Source organism: Escherichia sp. Lx600-2, from assembly GCF_036662595.1.
Classification (GTDB): Bacteria; Pseudomonadota; Gammaproteobacteria; order Enterobacterales; family Enterobacteriaceae; genus Escherichia; species Escherichia coli.
On the sequence record NZ_JAYQWM010000006.1, the window covers coordinates 31,358 to 47,815 of the forward strand.

Below are 16,458 nucleotides of genomic sequence, written 5' to 3' on the forward strand. Positions count from 1 at the left end.
TAATTAAATGCAGAGGGAACGGTTATGAAAAAATGGAAAGTACGTAGCGCGTTGGTGGCATTAATCGTGCTGCTGGCCGGTTGTTCCAGTAATGCGCAGTATAATAGCAGTGCATCGGGCAATGTCGGCACCGCCTGGGGTGGGGATGTGCACTCAACGGTTCAGGGCGTATCTGCTGAGCGAGCCTGGCGCGATCCGGCGGAGATGATCGTTATTAGTTATTCGACTAATGTTCCTTCCGGCTACGACCGCGTTTATAGCATTCGTATTAACGAACTGGAATATGCTATTCGCGATGGTAATTTTAATTCTCTACCTATTACGCGTGTTTATGATTCATCCAATAATGAACCACGCTATATTGTCCACGCCAGAGTCGGAATGAATTATCAATTATATGTTCGTAATTACAGTCGTAACACCAACTACGAGATCGTTGCTACGGTTGATGGCCTGGATGTGCTGAACGGCAAGCAAGGTTCGCTGAATAACAACGGCTATATTGTGAATGCCGGAGATTCGTTAGCGATTAAAGGATTCCGCAAAGATAAACATACCGAAGCGGCTTTTCAGTTCGCCAACGTTGCTGATTCCTACGCAGCCAATTCGGCGCAAGGCGATGTGCGTAATACCGGTGTAATCGGCTTTGCCGCCTTTGAATTACAAGGCCAGGCGCAAAACGCGCTGCCGCCGTGCTCTGGACAAGCCTTTCCGGCAGATAACAATGGCTATGCGCCGCCACCGTGTCGGAAATAGCAACCTCGCTTGATGCCTCGCCCATTTAAGGCGATAATTAGCACAAACTTGTGTTTCGCAAATCCAACCCTTCCTCGTCGGGCCTAACGACGCGGAAGGGTTTTTTTATATCGACTTTGTAATAGGAGTCCATCCATGAGCACCTTAGGTCATCAATACGATAACTCACTGGTTTCCAACGCCTTTGGTTTTTTACGCCTGCCGATGAACTTCCAGCCGTATGACAGCGATGCCGACTGGGTGATCACCGGCGTGCCGTTCGACATGGCCACCTCTGGCCGTGCCGGTGGTCGTCACGGCCCGGCGGCGATTCGCCAGGTTTCGACTAACCTGGCCTGGGAACACAACCGCTTCCCGTGGAATTTCGACATGCGCGAGCGTCTGAACGTGGTGGACTGCGGCGATCTGGTATATGCCTTCGGCGATGCCCGTGAGATGAGCGAAAAACTGCAGGCACACGCCGAGAAGCTGCTGGCTGCCGGTAAGCGTATGCTCTCCTTCGGTGGTGACCACTTTGTTACGCTGCCGCTGCTGCGTGCTCATGCGAAGCATTTCGGCAAAATGGCGCTGGTACACTTTGACGCCCACACCGATACCTACGCGAACGGTTGTGAATTTGACCACGGCACCATGTTCTATACCGCGCCGAAAGAAGGTCTGATCGATCCGAATCATTCCGTGCAGATTGGTATTCGTACCGAATTTGATAAAGACAACGGCTTTACCGTGCTGGACGCCTGCCAGGTGAACGATCGCAGCGTGGATGACGTTATCGCCCAGGTGAAACAAATTGTGGGTGATATGCCGGTTTACCTGACCTTTGATATCGACTGCCTGGATCCTGCATTTGCGCCGGGAACCGGTACGCCGGTAATTGGCGGTCTGACCTCCGATCGCGCTATTAAACTGGTACGCGGCCTGAAAGATCTCAACATCGTTGGGATGGACGTAGTGGAAGTGGCTCCGGCATACGATCAGTCGGAAATCACCGCTCTGGCAGCGGCAACGCTGGCGCTGGAAATGCTGTATATTCAGGCGGCGAAAAAGGGCGAGTAAGCACCAGATGCGATGCGCACGGGTAAAACGTGCCATTAATGTCGGATGCAGCGTGAACGCCTTATCCGACCTACGTTCGGCACCCGTAGGCCGGATAAGATGCGCCAGCATCGCATCCGGCAATGCGCACAAGGTAACAAATGTGCCATTCATGTCAGATGCGGGGTGAACGCCTTATCTGACCTACGTTTGGCACCCGTAGGCCGGATAAGATGCGCCAGCATCGCATCCGGCAATGCGCACGAGGTAGTGAATGTGCCATTTATGTCAGATGCGGCGTAAATGCCTTATCTGAACTACGTTTGGCACCACCATGCCTTACTTAATCCCGTCCGCGCTCATACGATCGCGAATATGCTGGGCGCGTTCGGCGGATGCTGGATGGTCGTCAAACATTGAGCTTTGGCGACCTTCTTCCAGTTTTGCCAGTTTTTCAAAGCTGGTGGCAAGACCTGCCGGACTGATGCCGCGTTGGCGCAGTAAATCGTAGGAGTAATCATCCGCCTCTGCTTCCTGGCGCTGGGAGAATTGCGAATTGACTAATTTCTCGCCCAGATCACCAAGCTGTGATTGCGATAAACTGCCGACGATACCGCCCGCAGAGGCCGCCGCGACTCGCACGGCATTTGTACCAAGTGCCACCTGCATCCCTTTCTTCACATGGCCTAACGCCACGTGCCCCATTTCGTGACCGATCACCGCTTCGACTTCGTTATCCGTCATCATATCCATCAGCCCGCTATAGACGCGGATACAGCCGTTAGCCATCGCAAAGGCGTTCACATCCTTCGCCATATACACTTTGTAATTCACTGGCTGACCGTTGATATTGTTGCCTAGCGCGTTGGCAATGGTTGTCAGACGTTTAGCGTATTCGCTATTGGCTGGCGCAATCGTCGCCTTGCTGTCCATCTCCTGACATGCCTGATCGCTCAGGGTTTTCACCTGAGCATCACTCAAACTGTAAGCCTGAAAAGCTTCCGCTCCTGATGAGAGCAGTCCGTTGGAGTCCATATTCTGGCAACCAGTCAGTACCGTTGCCACGCTCATTGCTACCAATAAGGCGCGAATTTTCATGTTTTTTCTTCCGCACAAGGTCAGGATTATTCTAAAAATGCGCCGTTTGCAGGTGAACCGACGCTCAGTCTCAGTATAAGGAAAAGCGCAGCGGACGGGCGAGTAGATTGCGCAACATGCGAGCATGATCCAGAGATTTCTGAAGCGGCAAAAGGATGTTCCATGTACATGACGCGCGGCTTGCGGTAAATTGTTGGCAAATTTTCCGGCGTAGCCCAAAACGCGCTGTCGTCAAGTCGTTAAGGGCGTGCCCTTCATCATCCGATCTGGAGTCAAAATGTCCTCACGTAAAGAGCTTGCCAATGCTATTCGTGCGCTGAGCATGGACGCAGTACAGAAAGCCAAATCCGGTCACCCGGGTGCCCCTATGGGTATGGCTGACATTGCCGAAGTCCTGTGGCGTGATTTCCTGAAACACAACCCGCAGAATCCGTCCTGGGCTGACCGTGACCGCTTCGTGCTGTCCAACGGCCACGGCTCCATGCTGATCTACAGCCTGCTGCACCTCACCGGTTACGATCTGCCGATGGAAGAACTGAAAAACTTCCGTCAGCTGCACTCTAAAACTCCGGGCCACCCGGAAGTGGGTTACACCGCTGGTGTGGAAACCACCACCGGTCCGCTGGGGCAGGGTATTGCCAACGCAGTAGGTATGGCGATTGCAGAAAAAACGCTGGCGGCGCAGTTTAACCGTCCGGGCCACGACATTGTCGATCACTACACCTACGCCTTCATGGGCGACGGCTGCATGATGGAAGGCATCTCCCACGAAGTTTGCTCTCTGGCGGGTACGCTGAAGCTGGGTAAACTGATTGCGTTCTACGATGACAACGGTATCTCTATTGATGGTCACGTTGAAGGCTGGTTCACCGACGACACCGCAATGCGTTTCGAAGCTTACGGCTGGCACGTTATTCGCGACATCGACGGTCATGACGCAGCATCCATCAAACGCGCAGTAGAAGAAGCGCGCGCAGTGACTGACAAACCGTCCCTGCTGATGTGCAAAACCATCATCGGTTTCGGTTCCCCGAACAAAGCCGGTACTCACGACTCCCACGGTGCGCCGCTGGGTGATGCAGAAATCGCTCTGACCCGCGAACAGCTGGGCTGGAAATACGCACCGTTCGAAATCCCGTCTGAAATCTATGCGCAGTGGGATGCGAAAGAAGCAGGCCAGGCGAAAGAAGCTGCCTGGAATGAGAAATTCGCGGCTTACGCCAAAGCCTTCCCGCAGGAAGCGGCTGAATTCACCCGTCGTATGAAAGGTGAAATGCCGTCTGACTTCGACGCGAAAGCGAAAGAGTTCATTGCTAAACTGCAGGCTAATCCGGCGAAAATCGCCAGCCGTAAAGCGTCGCAGAATGCTATCGAAGCGTTCGGTCCGCTGTTGCCGGAATTCCTCGGCGGCTCCGCTGACCTGGCACCGTCTAACCTGACCCTGTGGTCTGGTTCTAAAGCAATCAACGAAGATGCTGCGGGTAACTACATCCACTACGGTGTTCGCGAGTTCGGTATGACCGCGATTGCTAACGGTATCTCCCTGCACGGTGGCTTCCTGCCGTACACCTCCACCTTCCTGATGTTCGTAGAATACGCACGTAATGCCGTACGTATGGCTGCGCTGATGAAACAGCGTCAGGTGATGGTTTACACCCACGACTCCATCGGTCTGGGCGAAGATGGCCCGACTCACCAGCCGGTAGAGCAGGTTGCTTCTCTGCGCGTGACCCCGAACATGTCTACATGGCGTCCATGTGACCAGGTTGAATCTGCAGTGGCATGGAAATACGGTGTTGAGCGTCAGGACGGCCCGACCGCGCTTATCCTCTCCCGTCAGAACCTGGCGCAGCAGGAGCGTACTGAAGAGCAGCTGGCAAACATCGCGCGCGGTGGTTATGTGCTGAAAGACTGTGCCGGTCAGCCGGAACTGATCTTCATCGCGACCGGTTCGGAAGTTGAACTGGCTGTTGCCGCCTACGAAAAACTGACTGCCGAAGGCGTGAAGGCGCGCGTGGTTTCCATGCCGTCTACCGATGCATTCGACAAGCAGGATGCGGCTTACCGTGAATCCGTACTGCCGAAAGCGGTTACTGCACGCGTTGCGGTAGAAGCGGGTATTGCTGACTACTGGTACAAGTATGTTGGCCTGAACGGTGCTATCGTCGGTATGACCACCTTCGGTGAATCTGCTCCGGCAGAGCTGCTGTTTGAAGAGTTCGGCTTCACTGTTGATAACGTTGTTGCGAAAGCAAAAGCGCTGCTGTAATCAGTAAGACGTTTTGTGAGAAGGGCCGCGAAAGCGGCCCTTTAGATTATTGGTAAAGTGCGCGTTGTTCATGTCGGATGCGGCGTGAACGCCTTATCCGACCTACAAGATCGTGCAAATTCAATATATTGCAGGAAGTATGTAGGCCTGATAAGCGTAGCGCATCAGGCAGTTTTGCTTTTGCCATCACTCTCAAGGGCCGCGAAAGCGGCCCTTTTTTTACTTAGTAGAGATAAACGGAACTGTGCTGCCGGGGATCATGGTATCGGGCAGTTTACCGTCCCAACGTTCGGCAGTGGTGAGGGCTACAAGTCCGGGATTATCCCGCAGAGCTTCACCGCGCAGGCGGATTGCTTCTGCTTCAGCCGCACTTTTTAAACGAATAGTTTCAGCCTCTGCCGCGCCTCTTACGCGAATAGTTTCCGCTTCTGCTTTGGCTGCCGCCAGTTTACTGTCTGCTTCTGCCTGGGCCTGAGTTACCGCTATTTGCGCCTGGATTTTCTCTGTTTCCAGATTTTGCTTACGCGTGGCAATGGCGACTTCTGCTTTCATTCGGTCTTCAATCGACTTTTCATAAGCGTCAGAAAAATCAATATTTTCAATCTGGACCCCGTCAATTACCACTGGCCCAACAACGGCTTTGCGCATGGCATTTTGCAGATCCTGAACCAGTTTTGTACGATCCTGTACAGCGCTGATGGCGGTATATTGGCCGAAAACGTTCTCCAGTTGAGTTGGCAACTGACGGACAATCAGACGATCTTTTAATGCTTCAATGGTGTTGTAGGTGGTATAAACCGCGCCTGCTTCTGAAGGTTTAATGTGGAAGCTGACTGATACTGTCATTTGTGCCGGTTGCTGGTCGCGGCTGTAGGCCTGTAATCCCTGATAGACCACAGCCTGATTACGCGTGGAAATTTTCTCCACGCTTTCCATAAACGGGATCTTAAAACCCAGACCCGGCTCGGCAACTTTTACGATTTTTCCGTAGCGCAGCAAAATGCCGCGTTCACCTTCATTAACGGTGTAATACGAGAGAAATGGCAGCACAACCACGGCAAGCACGCCGATGGCGATAGCAAGAGATTTTTGTGGGCGAAATGAGGTTAATGAAACAGGTGCTTTCATGACAATCTTCCTTGAGTAAAGTGTGGGAATATGTCACATGAGATGAGGAGAAAACAGCCGACAGGTGAGAATTCAGATTCTATAAAGGGGTATAGCGAAAAAACATTGCATTAGAAAAGTATGTTTTCGAACATTCAATAAATAAATAGAGATATGCATCACAAATACAATAACAAACAAAATGTTGATTTTGTGATAAACATAACAAATACAAAGTTGACTTTAAAGATATCAATTTCATATTGTTGTTATTTAAGGTTTTATTATTTTGGTTTATGGGGTTTTTCTTCTCGCGTACCCAATTGCTTTCATTAAACCGCACGAGTATTTTATTTTTACCGCCGGACGGCACCCTAAAAATAAAATAAGGATAATTTATGCGGCTTAGTGATTATTTTCCAGAATCATCAATCTCAGTTATACATTCAGCAAAAGATTGGCAGGAAGCTATCGATTTCTCGATGGCATCATTGCTGGATAAAAACTATATCAGCGAGAATTACATTCAGGCTATTAAAGATTCCACCATCAACAATGGCCCTTATTATATTCTCGCACCAGGCGTGGCAATGCCTCATGCGCGACCGGAATGTGGGGCGCTTAAAACCGGGATGTCTTTGACATTACTTGAACAAGGTGTTTATTTTCCGGGGAATGACGAACCAATTAAATTACTCATCGGACTCTCTGCTGCCGATGCCGATTCGCACATTGGCGCTATTCAGGCGTTAAGTGAATTACTGTGCGAAGAAGAAATACTCGAACAACTCTTAACAGCATCATCAGAAAAACAATTAGCGGACATTATCAGCCGCGGATAATTACTCTCTCCTCTACAGGATAATATTATGGAAAACAAGTCTGCTCGTGCAAAGGTCCAGGCTTTTGGGGGCTTTTTGACTGCAATGGTCATCCCCAATATTGGTGCTTTTATTGCCTGGGGTTTTATTACTGCGTTATTTATTCCCACCGGTTGGCTGCCTAACGAACATTTCGCCAAAATTGTCGGCCCGATGATTACCTATTTATTGCCCGTGATGATTGGTTCTACCGGTGGTCATCTGGTCGGCGGTAAACGCGGCGCGGTCATGGGCGGAATAGGTACTATTGGTGTGATCGTCGGCGCAGAGATCCCGATGTTCCTTGGCTCAATGATTATGGGGCCGCTCGGTGGTCTGGTCATAAAATATGTTGATAAGGCACTGGAAAAACGCATACCTGCCGGTTTTGAGATGGTTATCAATAACTTCTCATTAGGTATCGCGGGGATGCTCCTTTGTCTGCTGGGTTTTGAAGTGATCGGCCCGGCGGTGTTAATTGCCAATACTTTCGTCAAAGAGTGTATTGAGGCGCTGGTACATGCGGGTTATCTGCCTCTGCTGTCAGTCATCAATGAACCGGCGAAAGTGCTTTTCCTTAATAATGCGATCGATCAGGGCGTCTATTATCCGCTGGGAATGCAACAGGCTTCGGTTAACGGTAAATCCATCTTCTTTATGGTGGCCTCTAACCCAGGTCCGGGCCTGGGGCTGCTGCTGGCGTTTACCTTGTTTGGTAAAGGGATGAGTAAACGTTCTGCGCCCGGGGCGATGATTATTCACTTCCTCGGTGGCATCCACGAACTGTATTTCCCATATGTGCTGATGAAGCCGCTGACTATTATTGCCATGATTGCGGGCGGTATGTCTGGCACCTGGATGTTTAACTTACTGGACGGTGGTCTGGTGGCTGGCCCAAGTCCGGGGTCTATCTTTGCTTACCTGGCGCTGACGCCGAAAGGTTCGTTCCTGGCGACAATTGCCGGTGTTACGGTAGGTACCCTGGTGTCCTTTGCTATCACTTCGCTGATACTGAAGATGGAAAAAACGGTGGAAACGGAGAGCGAAGATGAGTTTGCTCAGTCAGCCAATGCGGTTAAGGCGATGAAACAAGAGGGTGCATTCTCGTTAAGCAGGGTTAAGCGTATCGCCTTTGTTTGCGATGCGGGGATGGGCTCCAGTGCGATGGGCGCGACCACCTTCCGTAAACGCCTGGAAAAAGCGGGGCTGGCAATTGAAGTAAAACATTACGCCATAGAAAACGTGCCTGCGGATGCGGATATCGTCGTTACTCATGCCAGTCTGGAAGGGCGCGTGAAACGTGTGACGGATAAACCACTGATATTGATTAATAACTATATTGGCGATCCAAAACTCGACACTTTATTTAATCAATTAACCGCCGAACATAAACACTGATTACAGAGGTAAAAATGAAAACCAAAGTTGCTGCTATTTATGGCAAGCGGGATGTCCGTCTGCGCGAATTTGAACTGCCAGAAATTACCGATAATGAATTACTGGTGAGTGTGATTTCTGACAGCGTCTGTTTATCCACCTGGAAAGCGGCGTTACTCGGTAGTGAACATAAACGCGTACCCGACGATTTAGAAAATCATCCGGTCATTACCGGGCATGAATGTGCCGGGGTTATTATCGAAGTGGGTAAAAATCTCACTGGCAAATATAAAAAAGGCCAGCGTTTTGTATTGCAACCGGCGATGGGGTTACCAAGCGGATATTCAGCGGGCTACAGCTACGAATATTTTGGCGGCAATGCCACTTATATGATTATTCCCGAAATCGCCATTAATTTGGGCTGCGTATTACCGTATCACGGCTCTTATTTTGCTGCGGCGTCGCTGGCAGAGCCTATGTGCTGCATTATTGGTGCTTATCATGCCAATTATCACACCACGCAATATGTTTATGAGCATCGCATGGGCGTCAAACCTGGCGGCAATATTGCACTGCTGGCGTGTGCAGGTCCGATGGGCATTGGCGCTATCGATTACGCCATTAACGGCGGCATACAACCGTCGCGGGTGGTGGTGGTCGATATCGACGACAAACGTCTGGCGCAGGTACAGAAGCTGCTGCCGGTGGAACTGGCGGCCAGTAAAGGCATTGAGCTGGTGTATGTGAATACCAAAGGGATGAGCGATCCTGTCCAGATGCTGCGGGCGCTGACAGGAGATGCCGGGTTCGATGACATTTTTGTTTATGCGGCGGTGCCTGCTGTCGTTGAGATGGCTGATGAATTACTGGCGGAAGATGGCTGTCTGAACTTCTTTGCCGGGCCGACGGATAAAAACTTCAAAGTGCCGTTTAATTTCTACAACGTTCATTACAACAGCACGCACGTTGTCGGTACATCCGGCGGTTCAACGGACGACATGAAAGAGGCGATTGCCCTTAGCGCCACTAGGCAGTTACAGCCGTCGTTTATGGTGACCCATATCGGTGGCCTGGATGCGGTGCCAGAAACCGTGCTCAATCTGCTGGATATCCCTGGCGGTAAAAAACTCATTTATAACGGCGTGACCATGCCGCTCACTGCCATTGCCGATTTTGCCGAAAAAGGCAAAACCGATCCGCTGTTTAAAGAGTTGGCGCGGCTGGTTGAGGAAACGCACGGCATCTGGAATGAACAGGCCGAGAAATATCTGCTGGCACAATTTGGCGTTGATATCGGGGAGGCCGCGCAATGATGTCCCTGGCGTGGCCATTATTTCGTGTTACGGAACAGGCAGCGTTGGCTGCCTGGCCGCAAACCGGATGTGGCGACAAAAATAAAATTGATGGCCTGGCGGTCACCGCGATGCGCCAGGCATTAAACGAAGTCGCTTTTCGTGGACGAGTGGTTATCGGCGAAGGAGAAATTGACCATGCGCCGATGCTGTGGATTGGCGAAGAGGTGGGCAAAGGCGATGGGCCAGAAGTCGATATCGCGGTTGATCCCATTGAAGGCACGCGGATGGTGGCGATGGGGCAGAGCAATGCGCTGGCGGTCATGGCTTTCGCCCCTCGAGATAGCCTGTTACATGCGCCCGATATGTATATGAAAAAGCTGGTTGTTAATCGACTGACTGCCGGGGCGATTGATCTGTCTTTGCCTCTGGCGGACAACTTGCGTAACGTGGCGCGGGCGTTAGGTAAACCGCTGGACAAGCTGCGCATGGTTACGCTGGATAAACCGCGTCTGAGTGCCGCGATTGAAGAAGCAACACAGCTGGGCGTGAAGGTTTTTGCCCTGCCGGATGGCGATGTCGCCGCCAGCGTGCTGACCTGCTGGCAGGATAATCCTTACGATGTGATGTACACCATCGGCGGTGCGCCAGAAGGCGTGATTTCTGCCTGTGCAGTCAAAGCGTTAGGCGGAGATATGCAGGCGGAATTAATCGATTTTTGTCAGGCTAAAGGGGATTACACGGAAAATCGGCAGATTGCAGAGCAGGAGCGCAAGCGTTGCAAGGCAATGGGCGTTGACGTTAACCGTGTGTACTCGCTCGATGAACTGGTGAGGGGGAACGATATCCTCTTTAGCGCTACGGGCGTGACGGGCGGTGAGCTGGTGAACGGTATCCAACAGACGGCGAATGGGGTGCGGACGCAGACATTACTGATCGGCGGCGCGGACCAAACGTGTAATATAATAGACTCCCTGCATTGATGGTGATCTATCGGAAGACCAATGGCGACGCTGACAGAAGATGATGTGCTTGAACAACTGGATGCACAGGACAATTTATTTTCATTTATGAAAACTGCGCATTCTATTTTGCTCCAGGGAATACGCCAGTTTCTGCCGTCGCTGTTTGTCGATAATGATGAAGAGATCGTGGAATATGCAGTGAAGCCGTTACTCGCCCAAAGCGGCCCGCTTGACGATATTGATGTTGCACTGCGTTTGATTTATGCGCTGGGGAAAATGGATAAATGGCTGTACGCCGATATCACGCATTTTTCCCAGTACTGGCATTACCTGAAAGAACAGGATGAAACGCCCGGATTTGCCGATGACATGACTTGGGATTTTATCAGCAACGTCAATAGCATAACCTGCAATGCGACGCTCTATGACGCGTTGAAAGCGATGAAGTTCGCCGATTTCGCCGTCTGGTCAGAGGCGCGTTTTAGCGGAATGGTCAAAACGGCGCTGACGCTGGCAGTAACGACCACCTTAAAGGAATTAACGCCGTGAAAATTGAATTAACGGTGAATGGGCTGAAGATACAGGCACAGTACCAGAACGAAGAGATTGAAAATGTACATAAACCGTTGCTGCACATGTTGGCGGCCTTACAGACGGTAAATCCGCAGCGGCGTACGGTGGTTTTTCTTTGCGCTCCGCCGGGGACGGGTAAATCAACCCTAACCACCTTCTGGGAATATCTCGCGCAACAAGACCCGGAACTGCCCGCTATTCAGACGCTGCCGATGGATGGTTTTCACCATTACAATAGCTGGCTGGATGCGCATCAATTGCGCCCCTTCAAAGGCGCACCAGAGACATTTGACGTTGCGAAACTGGCGGAAAATCTACGCCAGGTCGTGGAAGGGGATTGTACGTGGCCGCAGTACGATCGACAAAAGCATGATCCTGTTGAAGATGCGTTGCACGTTACCGCACCACTCGTCATCGTCGAAGGAAACTGGTTGTTGCTGGACGACGAGAAGTGGTGCCAGCTTGCGCAATTTTGTGAATTCTCGATCTTTATCAACGCGCCAGCTACTGCGTTGCGGGAACGACTGGTAGGGCGCAAGCTGGCGGGAGGGGTATCGCTGGCAGACGCAGAAGCTTTTTATGACCGTACCGACGGGCCGAATGTTCGCCGGGTGCTGGAAGAGAGTCTACCTGCAAATTTGACCTTAATGATGACCGCTACGGGTGAATATCGTCTGGTGGATTAATGTTCCTGATTAGACCATCTTCCAGTCGCACCACACGAGAGAAATGACGCCGGGTAAATGCGGCGTCATGACTGATTGCTACGACGCTCGTGCCTCGCTGGCGGCACTTCTCCAGCCAGCTTTCAAACACGCTCAACCAATTTTCGTCAAAATCCCGACTCGGCTCGTCCAGCAGCAATAGTGGCGGAGAGAGTGCTTCCAGGCAGGCGACGGCGACCATCCGTCGCTGCGCACTATGCAGATCCAACGGGTGCGCGCTGGCAGTGTCTGCTAACTGACAGCATTGCAGGGCAGCATTGGTACGTTGAGTGATTTCATCCGCCGGGCATTTTTGCAGTTTCAAACCAAATGCGATCTCGTCAGCGACGGTGCTGTGAAAAAGCTGGTTTTCCGCTTCCTGAAACAGTACGCCAACCTTTGCCGCGCGCTGGCGGTTTTTCAGGTTTTTCATCGCCTGTTGTTGCAGCATAACCGTACCGGCTGTGGGCGTAAGAAGACCTGCCATTACTCGTAACAGCGTCGATTTTCCTGCACCATTGTCGCCGGTCAGAGCCAACCATTCACCTTGTTTGAGTTGCAGAGAAATGTCGCAAAGACAATCCGTTGCCGCGTCAGGCCAGCGATAAGTTATCTGATTTAACGTTAACATAGTGGCTGGAGCGCTCCGTTTTGCAATTGCCACGCTTGCTGGCAGTAGTTCAGGAAAGGTGTGCGATGACGTTCAAAAAGAATAATCAGCGAACCACGTTCAAACGCCCAGTGTTGTAAGCGCTGCAACAGCATTTCGCTGGCCTGCGGCGTCAGGCGGCTAAAGGCTTCATCAAGAATTAATAGCTTTGGCTGCATCGCGATGGCGCAGGCGATGACCACGCGCTGTGTCTCTCCACCGGAGAGTGTTGCCGGGTGACGATGGCGCAACGGCTGGCACTCGGTCAGAGTCAGGGCGGCATCAATCCGCGCCATAATCTCTGCTTCAGCAAGACACAGATTTTCTGGCCCAAAGGCAACTTCTTCTTCCACGCTAAAGGTACAGCCGGAGAGCTGCAAATAGGGCGATTGCTGGACGAGCTGGATGGTGGCGGATTGTTCATTAAGCGGGAGATGCCCAACGGGCGTACCGAGGAGCGTTCCCGTGCCTGCAATCTCTCCAGGCAGAAAGTCCGGATACCAGCCCGCCATCAGTTGCGCCAGCGTACTTTTGCCACTGCCGTTGTCACCAAAGATGGCGACCATCCCCGGTTTGACATAGTGAAAGTCATAACAGAACGGAGGATGCGTTGAGTGTGTCGGGCAATAACGGAACTGTTCTAACGTAACCATATCCACGCTCCGAATTCTGTCAGCATCAGCAAGATCATGGTGTAACGCGCTACGCGTTGTAGGGTGCTATCGGCTGGTGCCCACAACGTTGTTCGTCGGTTGTGGATCCGAAATGCCCGCATATCCAGCGCCGCACCACGGACAGCAAGATCGTTTAGCGCATTGTGTGTTAGCGGAATAATTAATGCGGGCATCGCGCGTAAACGCTGATACCAGCCTTCATCAAGCGGCACGCCGCGGGCGCGCTGCGCTTCATGGATAATCGCTAATTGCCGTTTTAATTGCTCAACGACCAATAACGGCCCGGCAAACAGATAAGCGACGCCCGGCGGCAGGCGGGAGGCGAACAGGGCGCGGATAAAACATTGCACGGGGACGTACTGCATCCACAACTGTGAGGTTGAAACAATCGCCAGAATCCGCAACCAGAGCGTAATAGCATGCGTCCAACGCTCCGGCGAACGCGGCGTGCCGCTTAGCCATTCTGTTAGCCAGCCACCGTGTACCAGCCACAGCCCGGCTCCCAGCGAGAACATCAGCCAGGCGACATATTTTGCCCGCCGCCGCGTGGCCTTTAGCGCAATAAGGCAAAAAAAGGTCGCCGCGCTATAGATCGGCAAAATGGTCTGCGCGGGCAGGATAAGCGTGGTGCAGGCCGCCAATGCCCATAGTGTTAATGAGGTAAATGGATGCATTTAGCGCACGGCAGCCATTGCCGGAAAATGGCGCGTGGTGCGAATCGGCAGCTGGCGCAGTAAAAGCCAGACAATCACCGCTGTAAGAGTTTTATCGACCAGGTTCGCGCCTATCACCGTAATCGCCACCGACTCCACCAGGTTTTGCCCCATCGAGTGCATCCAGGCAACGAACAAATCGGCTCCGCTACCGGTGACACCGCCGAACAGCGCAGTACGCAGCGGTACAGCGACGACCGTTACCGCAAGCGTAATAATCACGCCGCTGACAACGACTTTTGGCAGGGTGCGGAACCAACCCGCTCGCGCCAGCCAACCGGCGACCAGGCCGATGACCATCGCCACGGGCGCAAATGCGGCGGCGATCGGGTCGGTCAGCAATCCCCAGAGTAAATTGGTCAGTAAACCGGTCAGCATCCCGATCACCGGACCAAGCAGTACCGCGCTAATAAGTGTGCCGATGGAGTCGAGAAATATAGGTAATTTGACCATGCTGGCCAGTTGCCCGCCGATCATATTGATGGCGATAGATATAACGATTAACACCAGCGCCTGACTGGAAAAGTGGCTACGCGCCATAAGAAAACCTCTCTGAAAGTAGTTATTTAACGGGGGAAATATGCAACTCGTCGTAACCAGAAAGCGCGCAAGGTTGGCGGCTAAACGCCAGTTCCTCAAGGCTACCGATCACCAGTTCAAGCGTGGTCCGCACGGTACAGCCGGGCATCATATGACCGCCAAGCATCGTGCCGTGTGGATCGGAAACGCAGAGATGAAGATGCTCACCACTCTGTTCCAACGTGCCGTTTAGTGAGATCACTTCGAATGTACCGTTCAGGAGCGTGGTGCCTTCTTGCCCGGCATAGCGCAAGGCGATGTCAGTCAGGCTACCGGTACAGCCTGCAATCCAGGCGGCATGAAGTTGCTGCTGCTGTGCAAAAGCGTGTAGCTGGGAAAAAACTTCCTGCCCGGGGAGGAGGCGCAGTGCGTAAAAGCGTGCGGAGGAAGAATATGGGTAGGGCAATGTCATCATTGGAGTACTCCGAAACTCGGACGTATTGCGGATAATATCGACGCTGCATCAGTCATATTCTGATATAAGTCAGGGTTTGTGACGGCACAACGAAAAGATTTTGCTACGCTTATTCGTGATTCTGCAAAGTGGAATAAATTCCACAGGGGCGGGGCTGAAAACGTGACGTAAGTCAGATAATTGTCTTCTTTGACTGGACAATCATTCCTTTTATTCCACGTTTCGCTTATCCTAGCTGAAGCGTTTCAGTCGATTAAATGTTCGACAATTAACCAATCAGTCGCAGTTTGCGACAGGTAAGGTTTCCCCGGACGATTTGCTGGATTACTCTGTCTGGCAAATTTGCTCAGGGAAAACCTTGCAGGAGATCTATGACCGTACGCGTAGCGATAAATGGCTTCGGTCGCATCGGGCGTAATGTGGTTCGTGCTTTGTATGAATCCGGACGCCGGGCGGAAATTACCGTGGTGGCAATCAACGAACTGGCGGATGCTGCGGGCATGGCGCATTTGTTGAAATATGACACCAGCCATGGCCGTTTTGCATGGGAAGTACGACAGGAACGCGATCAACTTTTTGTTGGTGATGACGCCATCCGCGTATTGCATGAACGTTCACTGCAATCGCTCCCCTGGCGTGAACTTGGCGTTGATGTAGTCCTCGACTGCACCGGCGTATATGGCTCCCGCGAGCATGGCGAAGCGCATATTGCCGCCGGGGCCAAAAAAGTGCTCTTTTCACATCCTGGCAGTAACGATCTCGACGCGACCGTTGTTTACGGCGTCAATCAGGATCAACTTCGTGCGGAACACCGCATCGTTTCTAACGCTTCCTGTACCACGAATTGCATAATTCCCGTCATCAAATTGTTAGATGATGCGTACGGTATTGAGTCCGGCACTGTGACCACAATTCACTCCGCCATGCACGATCAACAGGTTATTGATGCATACCATCCTGACCTGCGTCGCACCCGGGCAGCCAGCCAGTCGATCATTCCGGTCGATACTAAACTGGCCGCCGGTATCACACGATTTTTTCCGCAATTTAACGATCGCTTTGAAGCGATTGCGGTACGTGTGCCAACCATAAATGTGACGGCAATCGATTTAAGCGTGACGGTGAAGAAACCTGTAAAAGCCAATGAAGTCAACCTGTTGCTGCAAAAAGCAGCACAAGGTGCATTTCATGGTATAGTTGACTATACGGAATTGCCGTTGGTCTCTGTAGATTTTAACCACGATCCGCACAGTGCCATTGTCGATGGCACCCAAACCCGGGTCAGTGGCGCACACCTGATCAAAACGTTGGTCTGGTGCGATAACGAATGGGGCTTTGCTAACCGAATGCTCGACACGACGTTAGCTATGGCTACTGTTGCTTTCAGGTAAG

General features: G+C 51.9%; 17 protein-coding genes. 10 read left to right on the top strand and 7 right to left on the bottom strand.

Translation table 11 applies throughout. The features are described from left to right. Positions 1-24 precede the first annotated feature (24 nt). A complete protein-coding gene (locus OQV04_RS03510; protein ID WP_000758914.1) occupies positions 25-756 on the top strand; it encodes a lipoprotein in 732 nt (243 codons plus the stop codon). 135 nt (positions 757-891) lie between these two features. Further along, on the top strand, positions 892-1,812 hold the full coding sequence (speB, locus tag OQV04_RS03515; RefSeq protein WP_000105566.1) for an agmatinase: 921 nt from the start codon (positions 892-894) through the stop codon (positions 1,810-1,812). A 318-nt stretch (positions 1,813-2,130) separates the two neighbouring features. Here the strand turns inward: speB and loiP are convergent, their stop codons facing one another. Next, positions 2,131-2,889 (bottom strand): metalloprotease LoiP, encoded by a 759-nt coding sequence (gene loiP, locus OQV04_RS03520; RefSeq protein WP_000701842.1) that lies wholly within the window; start codon positions 2,887-2,889, stop codon positions 2,131-2,133. Positions 2,890-3,166: 277 nt separating this feature from the next. Here loiP and tkt point away from each other — a divergent pair, with 277 nt between their 5' ends. Next, the gene (tkt, locus tag OQV04_RS03525) at positions 3,167-5,158 is read left to right on the top strand and encodes a transketolase (RefSeq protein WP_032281569.1); all 1,992 of its coding nucleotides are present in this window, start codon (positions 3,167-3,169) and stop codon (positions 5,156-5,158) included. A gap of 219 nt (positions 5,159-5,377) precedes the next feature. Here the strand turns inward: tkt and OQV04_RS03530 are convergent, their stop codons facing one another. Continuing rightward, positions 5,378-6,286, bottom strand: coding sequence for a prohibitin family protein (locus OQV04_RS03530; RefSeq protein ID WP_000646940.1), 909 nt, complete (start codon positions 6,284-6,286; stop codon positions 5,378-5,380). A gap of 377 nt (positions 6,287-6,663) precedes the next feature. Here OQV04_RS03530 and cmtB point away from each other — a divergent pair, with 377 nt between their 5' ends. The 6 genes from cmtB to OQV04_RS03560 are packed head-to-tail and all read left to right on the top strand — an operon-like array spanning position 6,664 to position 12,018. Further along, positions 6,664-7,107, top strand: coding sequence for a PTS mannitol transporter subunit IIA (cmtB, locus tag OQV04_RS03535; protein ID WP_032281567.1), 444 nt, complete (start codon positions 6,664-6,666; stop codon positions 7,105-7,107). 27 nt (positions 7,108-7,134) lie between these two features. Beyond that, positions 7,135-8,523, top strand: a complete 1,389-nt coding sequence (cmtA, locus tag OQV04_RS03540) for a PTS mannitol transporter subunit IICB (RefSeq protein WP_000428805.1) — start codon at positions 7,135-7,137, stop codon at positions 8,521-8,523. A 14-nt stretch (positions 8,524-8,537) separates the two neighbouring features. Next, positions 8,538-9,815 (top strand): zinc-binding dehydrogenase, encoded by a 1,278-nt coding sequence (locus tag OQV04_RS03545; RefSeq protein WP_247806620.1) that lies wholly within the window; start codon positions 8,538-8,540, stop codon positions 9,813-9,815. Continuing rightward, a complete protein-coding gene (gene glpX / locus OQV04_RS03550; RefSeq protein ID WP_032281562.1) occupies positions 9,812-10,777 on the top strand; it encodes a class II fructose-bisphosphatase in 966 nt (321 codons plus the stop codon). Before OQV04_RS03545 ends, glpX begins: the two co-directional genes overlap by 4 nt. A gap of 21 nt (positions 10,778-10,798) precedes the next feature. Continuing rightward, positions 10,799-11,308, top strand: coding sequence for a fumarase E (gene fumE / locus OQV04_RS03555; RefSeq protein ID WP_032222435.1), 510 nt, complete (start codon positions 10,799-10,801; stop codon positions 11,306-11,308). Then, positions 11,305-12,018 carry a nucleoside/nucleotide kinase family protein gene (locus OQV04_RS03560; RefSeq protein ID WP_032281561.1) on the top strand — a complete coding sequence of 238 codons (714 nt, stop codon included), beginning with the start codon at positions 11,305-11,307 and terminating at the stop codon, positions 12,016-12,018. Before fumE ends, OQV04_RS03560 begins: the two co-directional genes overlap by 4 nt. Here OQV04_RS03560 and OQV04_RS03565 read toward each other — a convergent pair. From OQV04_RS03565 to OQV04_RS03585, 5 genes are read right to left on the bottom strand one after another with little or no spacing between them, the layout of a single operon-like run. Beyond that, complete coding sequence (locus OQV04_RS03565) at positions 11,990-12,667, bottom strand: ABC transporter ATP-binding protein (protein ID WP_045176759.1); 678 nt, start codon at positions 12,665-12,667, stop codon at positions 11,990-11,992. The genes OQV04_RS03560 and OQV04_RS03565 overlap by 29 nt on opposite strands. After that, entirely contained in the window at positions 12,661-13,338 is a 678-nt protein-coding gene (locus OQV04_RS03570) for an ABC transporter ATP-binding protein (protein WP_032281565.1), read from the bottom strand. Before OQV04_RS03570 ends, OQV04_RS03565 begins: the two co-directional genes overlap by 7 nt. Next, the gene (locus tag OQV04_RS03575) at positions 13,326-14,033 is read right to left on the bottom strand and encodes an energy-coupling factor transporter transmembrane component T (protein ID WP_000553212.1); all 708 of its coding nucleotides are present in this window, start codon (positions 14,031-14,033) and stop codon (positions 13,326-13,328) included. The genes OQV04_RS03570 and OQV04_RS03575 overlap by 13 nt, the downstream gene beginning before the upstream one ends. After that, positions 14,034-14,612, bottom strand: coding sequence for an ECF transporter S component (locus OQV04_RS03580; protein WP_000124313.1), 579 nt, complete (start codon positions 14,610-14,612; stop codon positions 14,034-14,036). A 22-nt stretch (positions 14,613-14,634) separates the two neighbouring features. After that, the gene (locus OQV04_RS03585) at positions 14,635-15,066 is read right to left on the bottom strand and encodes a PPC domain-containing DNA-binding protein (protein WP_000988700.1); all 432 of its coding nucleotides are present in this window, start codon (positions 15,064-15,066) and stop codon (positions 14,635-14,637) included. Between the two features lie 371 nt (positions 15,067-15,437). On the opposite strand from OQV04_RS03585, the gene epd reads away from it, so the two are divergent. Further along, positions 15,438-16,457 carry an erythrose-4-phosphate dehydrogenase gene (epd, locus tag OQV04_RS03590; RefSeq protein WP_000218480.1) on the top strand — a complete coding sequence of 340 codons (1,020 nt, stop codon included), beginning with the start codon at positions 15,438-15,440 and terminating at the stop codon, positions 16,455-16,457. Position 16,458 lies beyond the last annotated feature (1 nt).

Excerpts from the sequence above, each read along its gene's own strand:
- OQV04_RS03510 (WP_000758914.1), top strand. The coding sequence starts at position 25 with ATGAAAAAATGGAAAGTACGTAGCGCGTTGGTGGCATTAATCGTGCTG.
- speB (WP_000105566.1), top strand. The coding sequence starts at position 892 with ATGAGCACCTTAGGTCATCAATACGATAACTCACTGGTTTCCAACGCC.
- loiP (WP_000701842.1), bottom strand. The coding sequence starts at position 2,889 with ATGAAAATTCGCGCCTTATTGGTAGCAATGAGCGTGGCAACGGTACTG.
- tkt (WP_032281569.1), top strand. The coding sequence starts at position 3,167 with ATGTCCTCACGTAAAGAGCTTGCCAATGCTATTCGTGCGCTGAGCATG.
- OQV04_RS03530 (WP_000646940.1), bottom strand. The coding sequence starts at position 6,286 with ATGAAAGCACCTGTTTCATTAACCTCATTTCGCCCACAAAAATCTCTT.
- cmtB (WP_032281567.1), top strand. The coding sequence starts at position 6,664 with ATGCGGCTTAGTGATTATTTTCCAGAATCATCAATCTCAGTTATACAT.
- cmtA (WP_000428805.1), top strand. The coding sequence starts at position 7,135 with ATGGAAAACAAGTCTGCTCGTGCAAAGGTCCAGGCTTTTGGGGGCTTT.
- OQV04_RS03545 (WP_247806620.1), top strand. The coding sequence starts at position 8,538 with ATGAAAACCAAAGTTGCTGCTATTTATGGCAAGCGGGATGTCCGTCTG.
- glpX (WP_032281562.1), top strand. The coding sequence starts at position 9,812 with ATGATGTCCCTGGCGTGGCCATTATTTCGTGTTACGGAACAGGCAGCG.
- fumE (WP_032222435.1), top strand. The coding sequence starts at position 10,799 with ATGGCGACGCTGACAGAAGATGATGTGCTTGAACAACTGGATGCACAG.
- OQV04_RS03565 (WP_045176759.1), bottom strand. The coding sequence starts at position 12,667 with ATGTTAACGTTAAATCAGATAACTTATCGCTGGCCTGACGCGGCAACG.
- OQV04_RS03570 (WP_032281565.1), bottom strand. The coding sequence starts at position 13,338 with ATGGTTACGTTAGAACAGTTCCGTTATTGCCCGACACACTCAACGCAT.
- OQV04_RS03575 (WP_000553212.1), bottom strand. The coding sequence starts at position 14,033 with ATGCATCCATTTACCTCATTAACACTATGGGCATTGGCGGCCTGCACC.
- OQV04_RS03580 (WP_000124313.1), bottom strand. The coding sequence starts at position 14,612 with ATGGCGCGTAGCCACTTTTCCAGTCAGGCGCTGGTGTTAATCGTTATA.
- OQV04_RS03585 (WP_000988700.1), bottom strand. The coding sequence starts at position 15,066 with ATGATGACATTGCCCTACCCATATTCTTCCTCCGCACGCTTTTACGCA.
- epd (WP_000218480.1), top strand. The coding sequence starts at position 15,438 with ATGACCGTACGCGTAGCGATAAATGGCTTCGGTCGCATCGGGCGTAAT.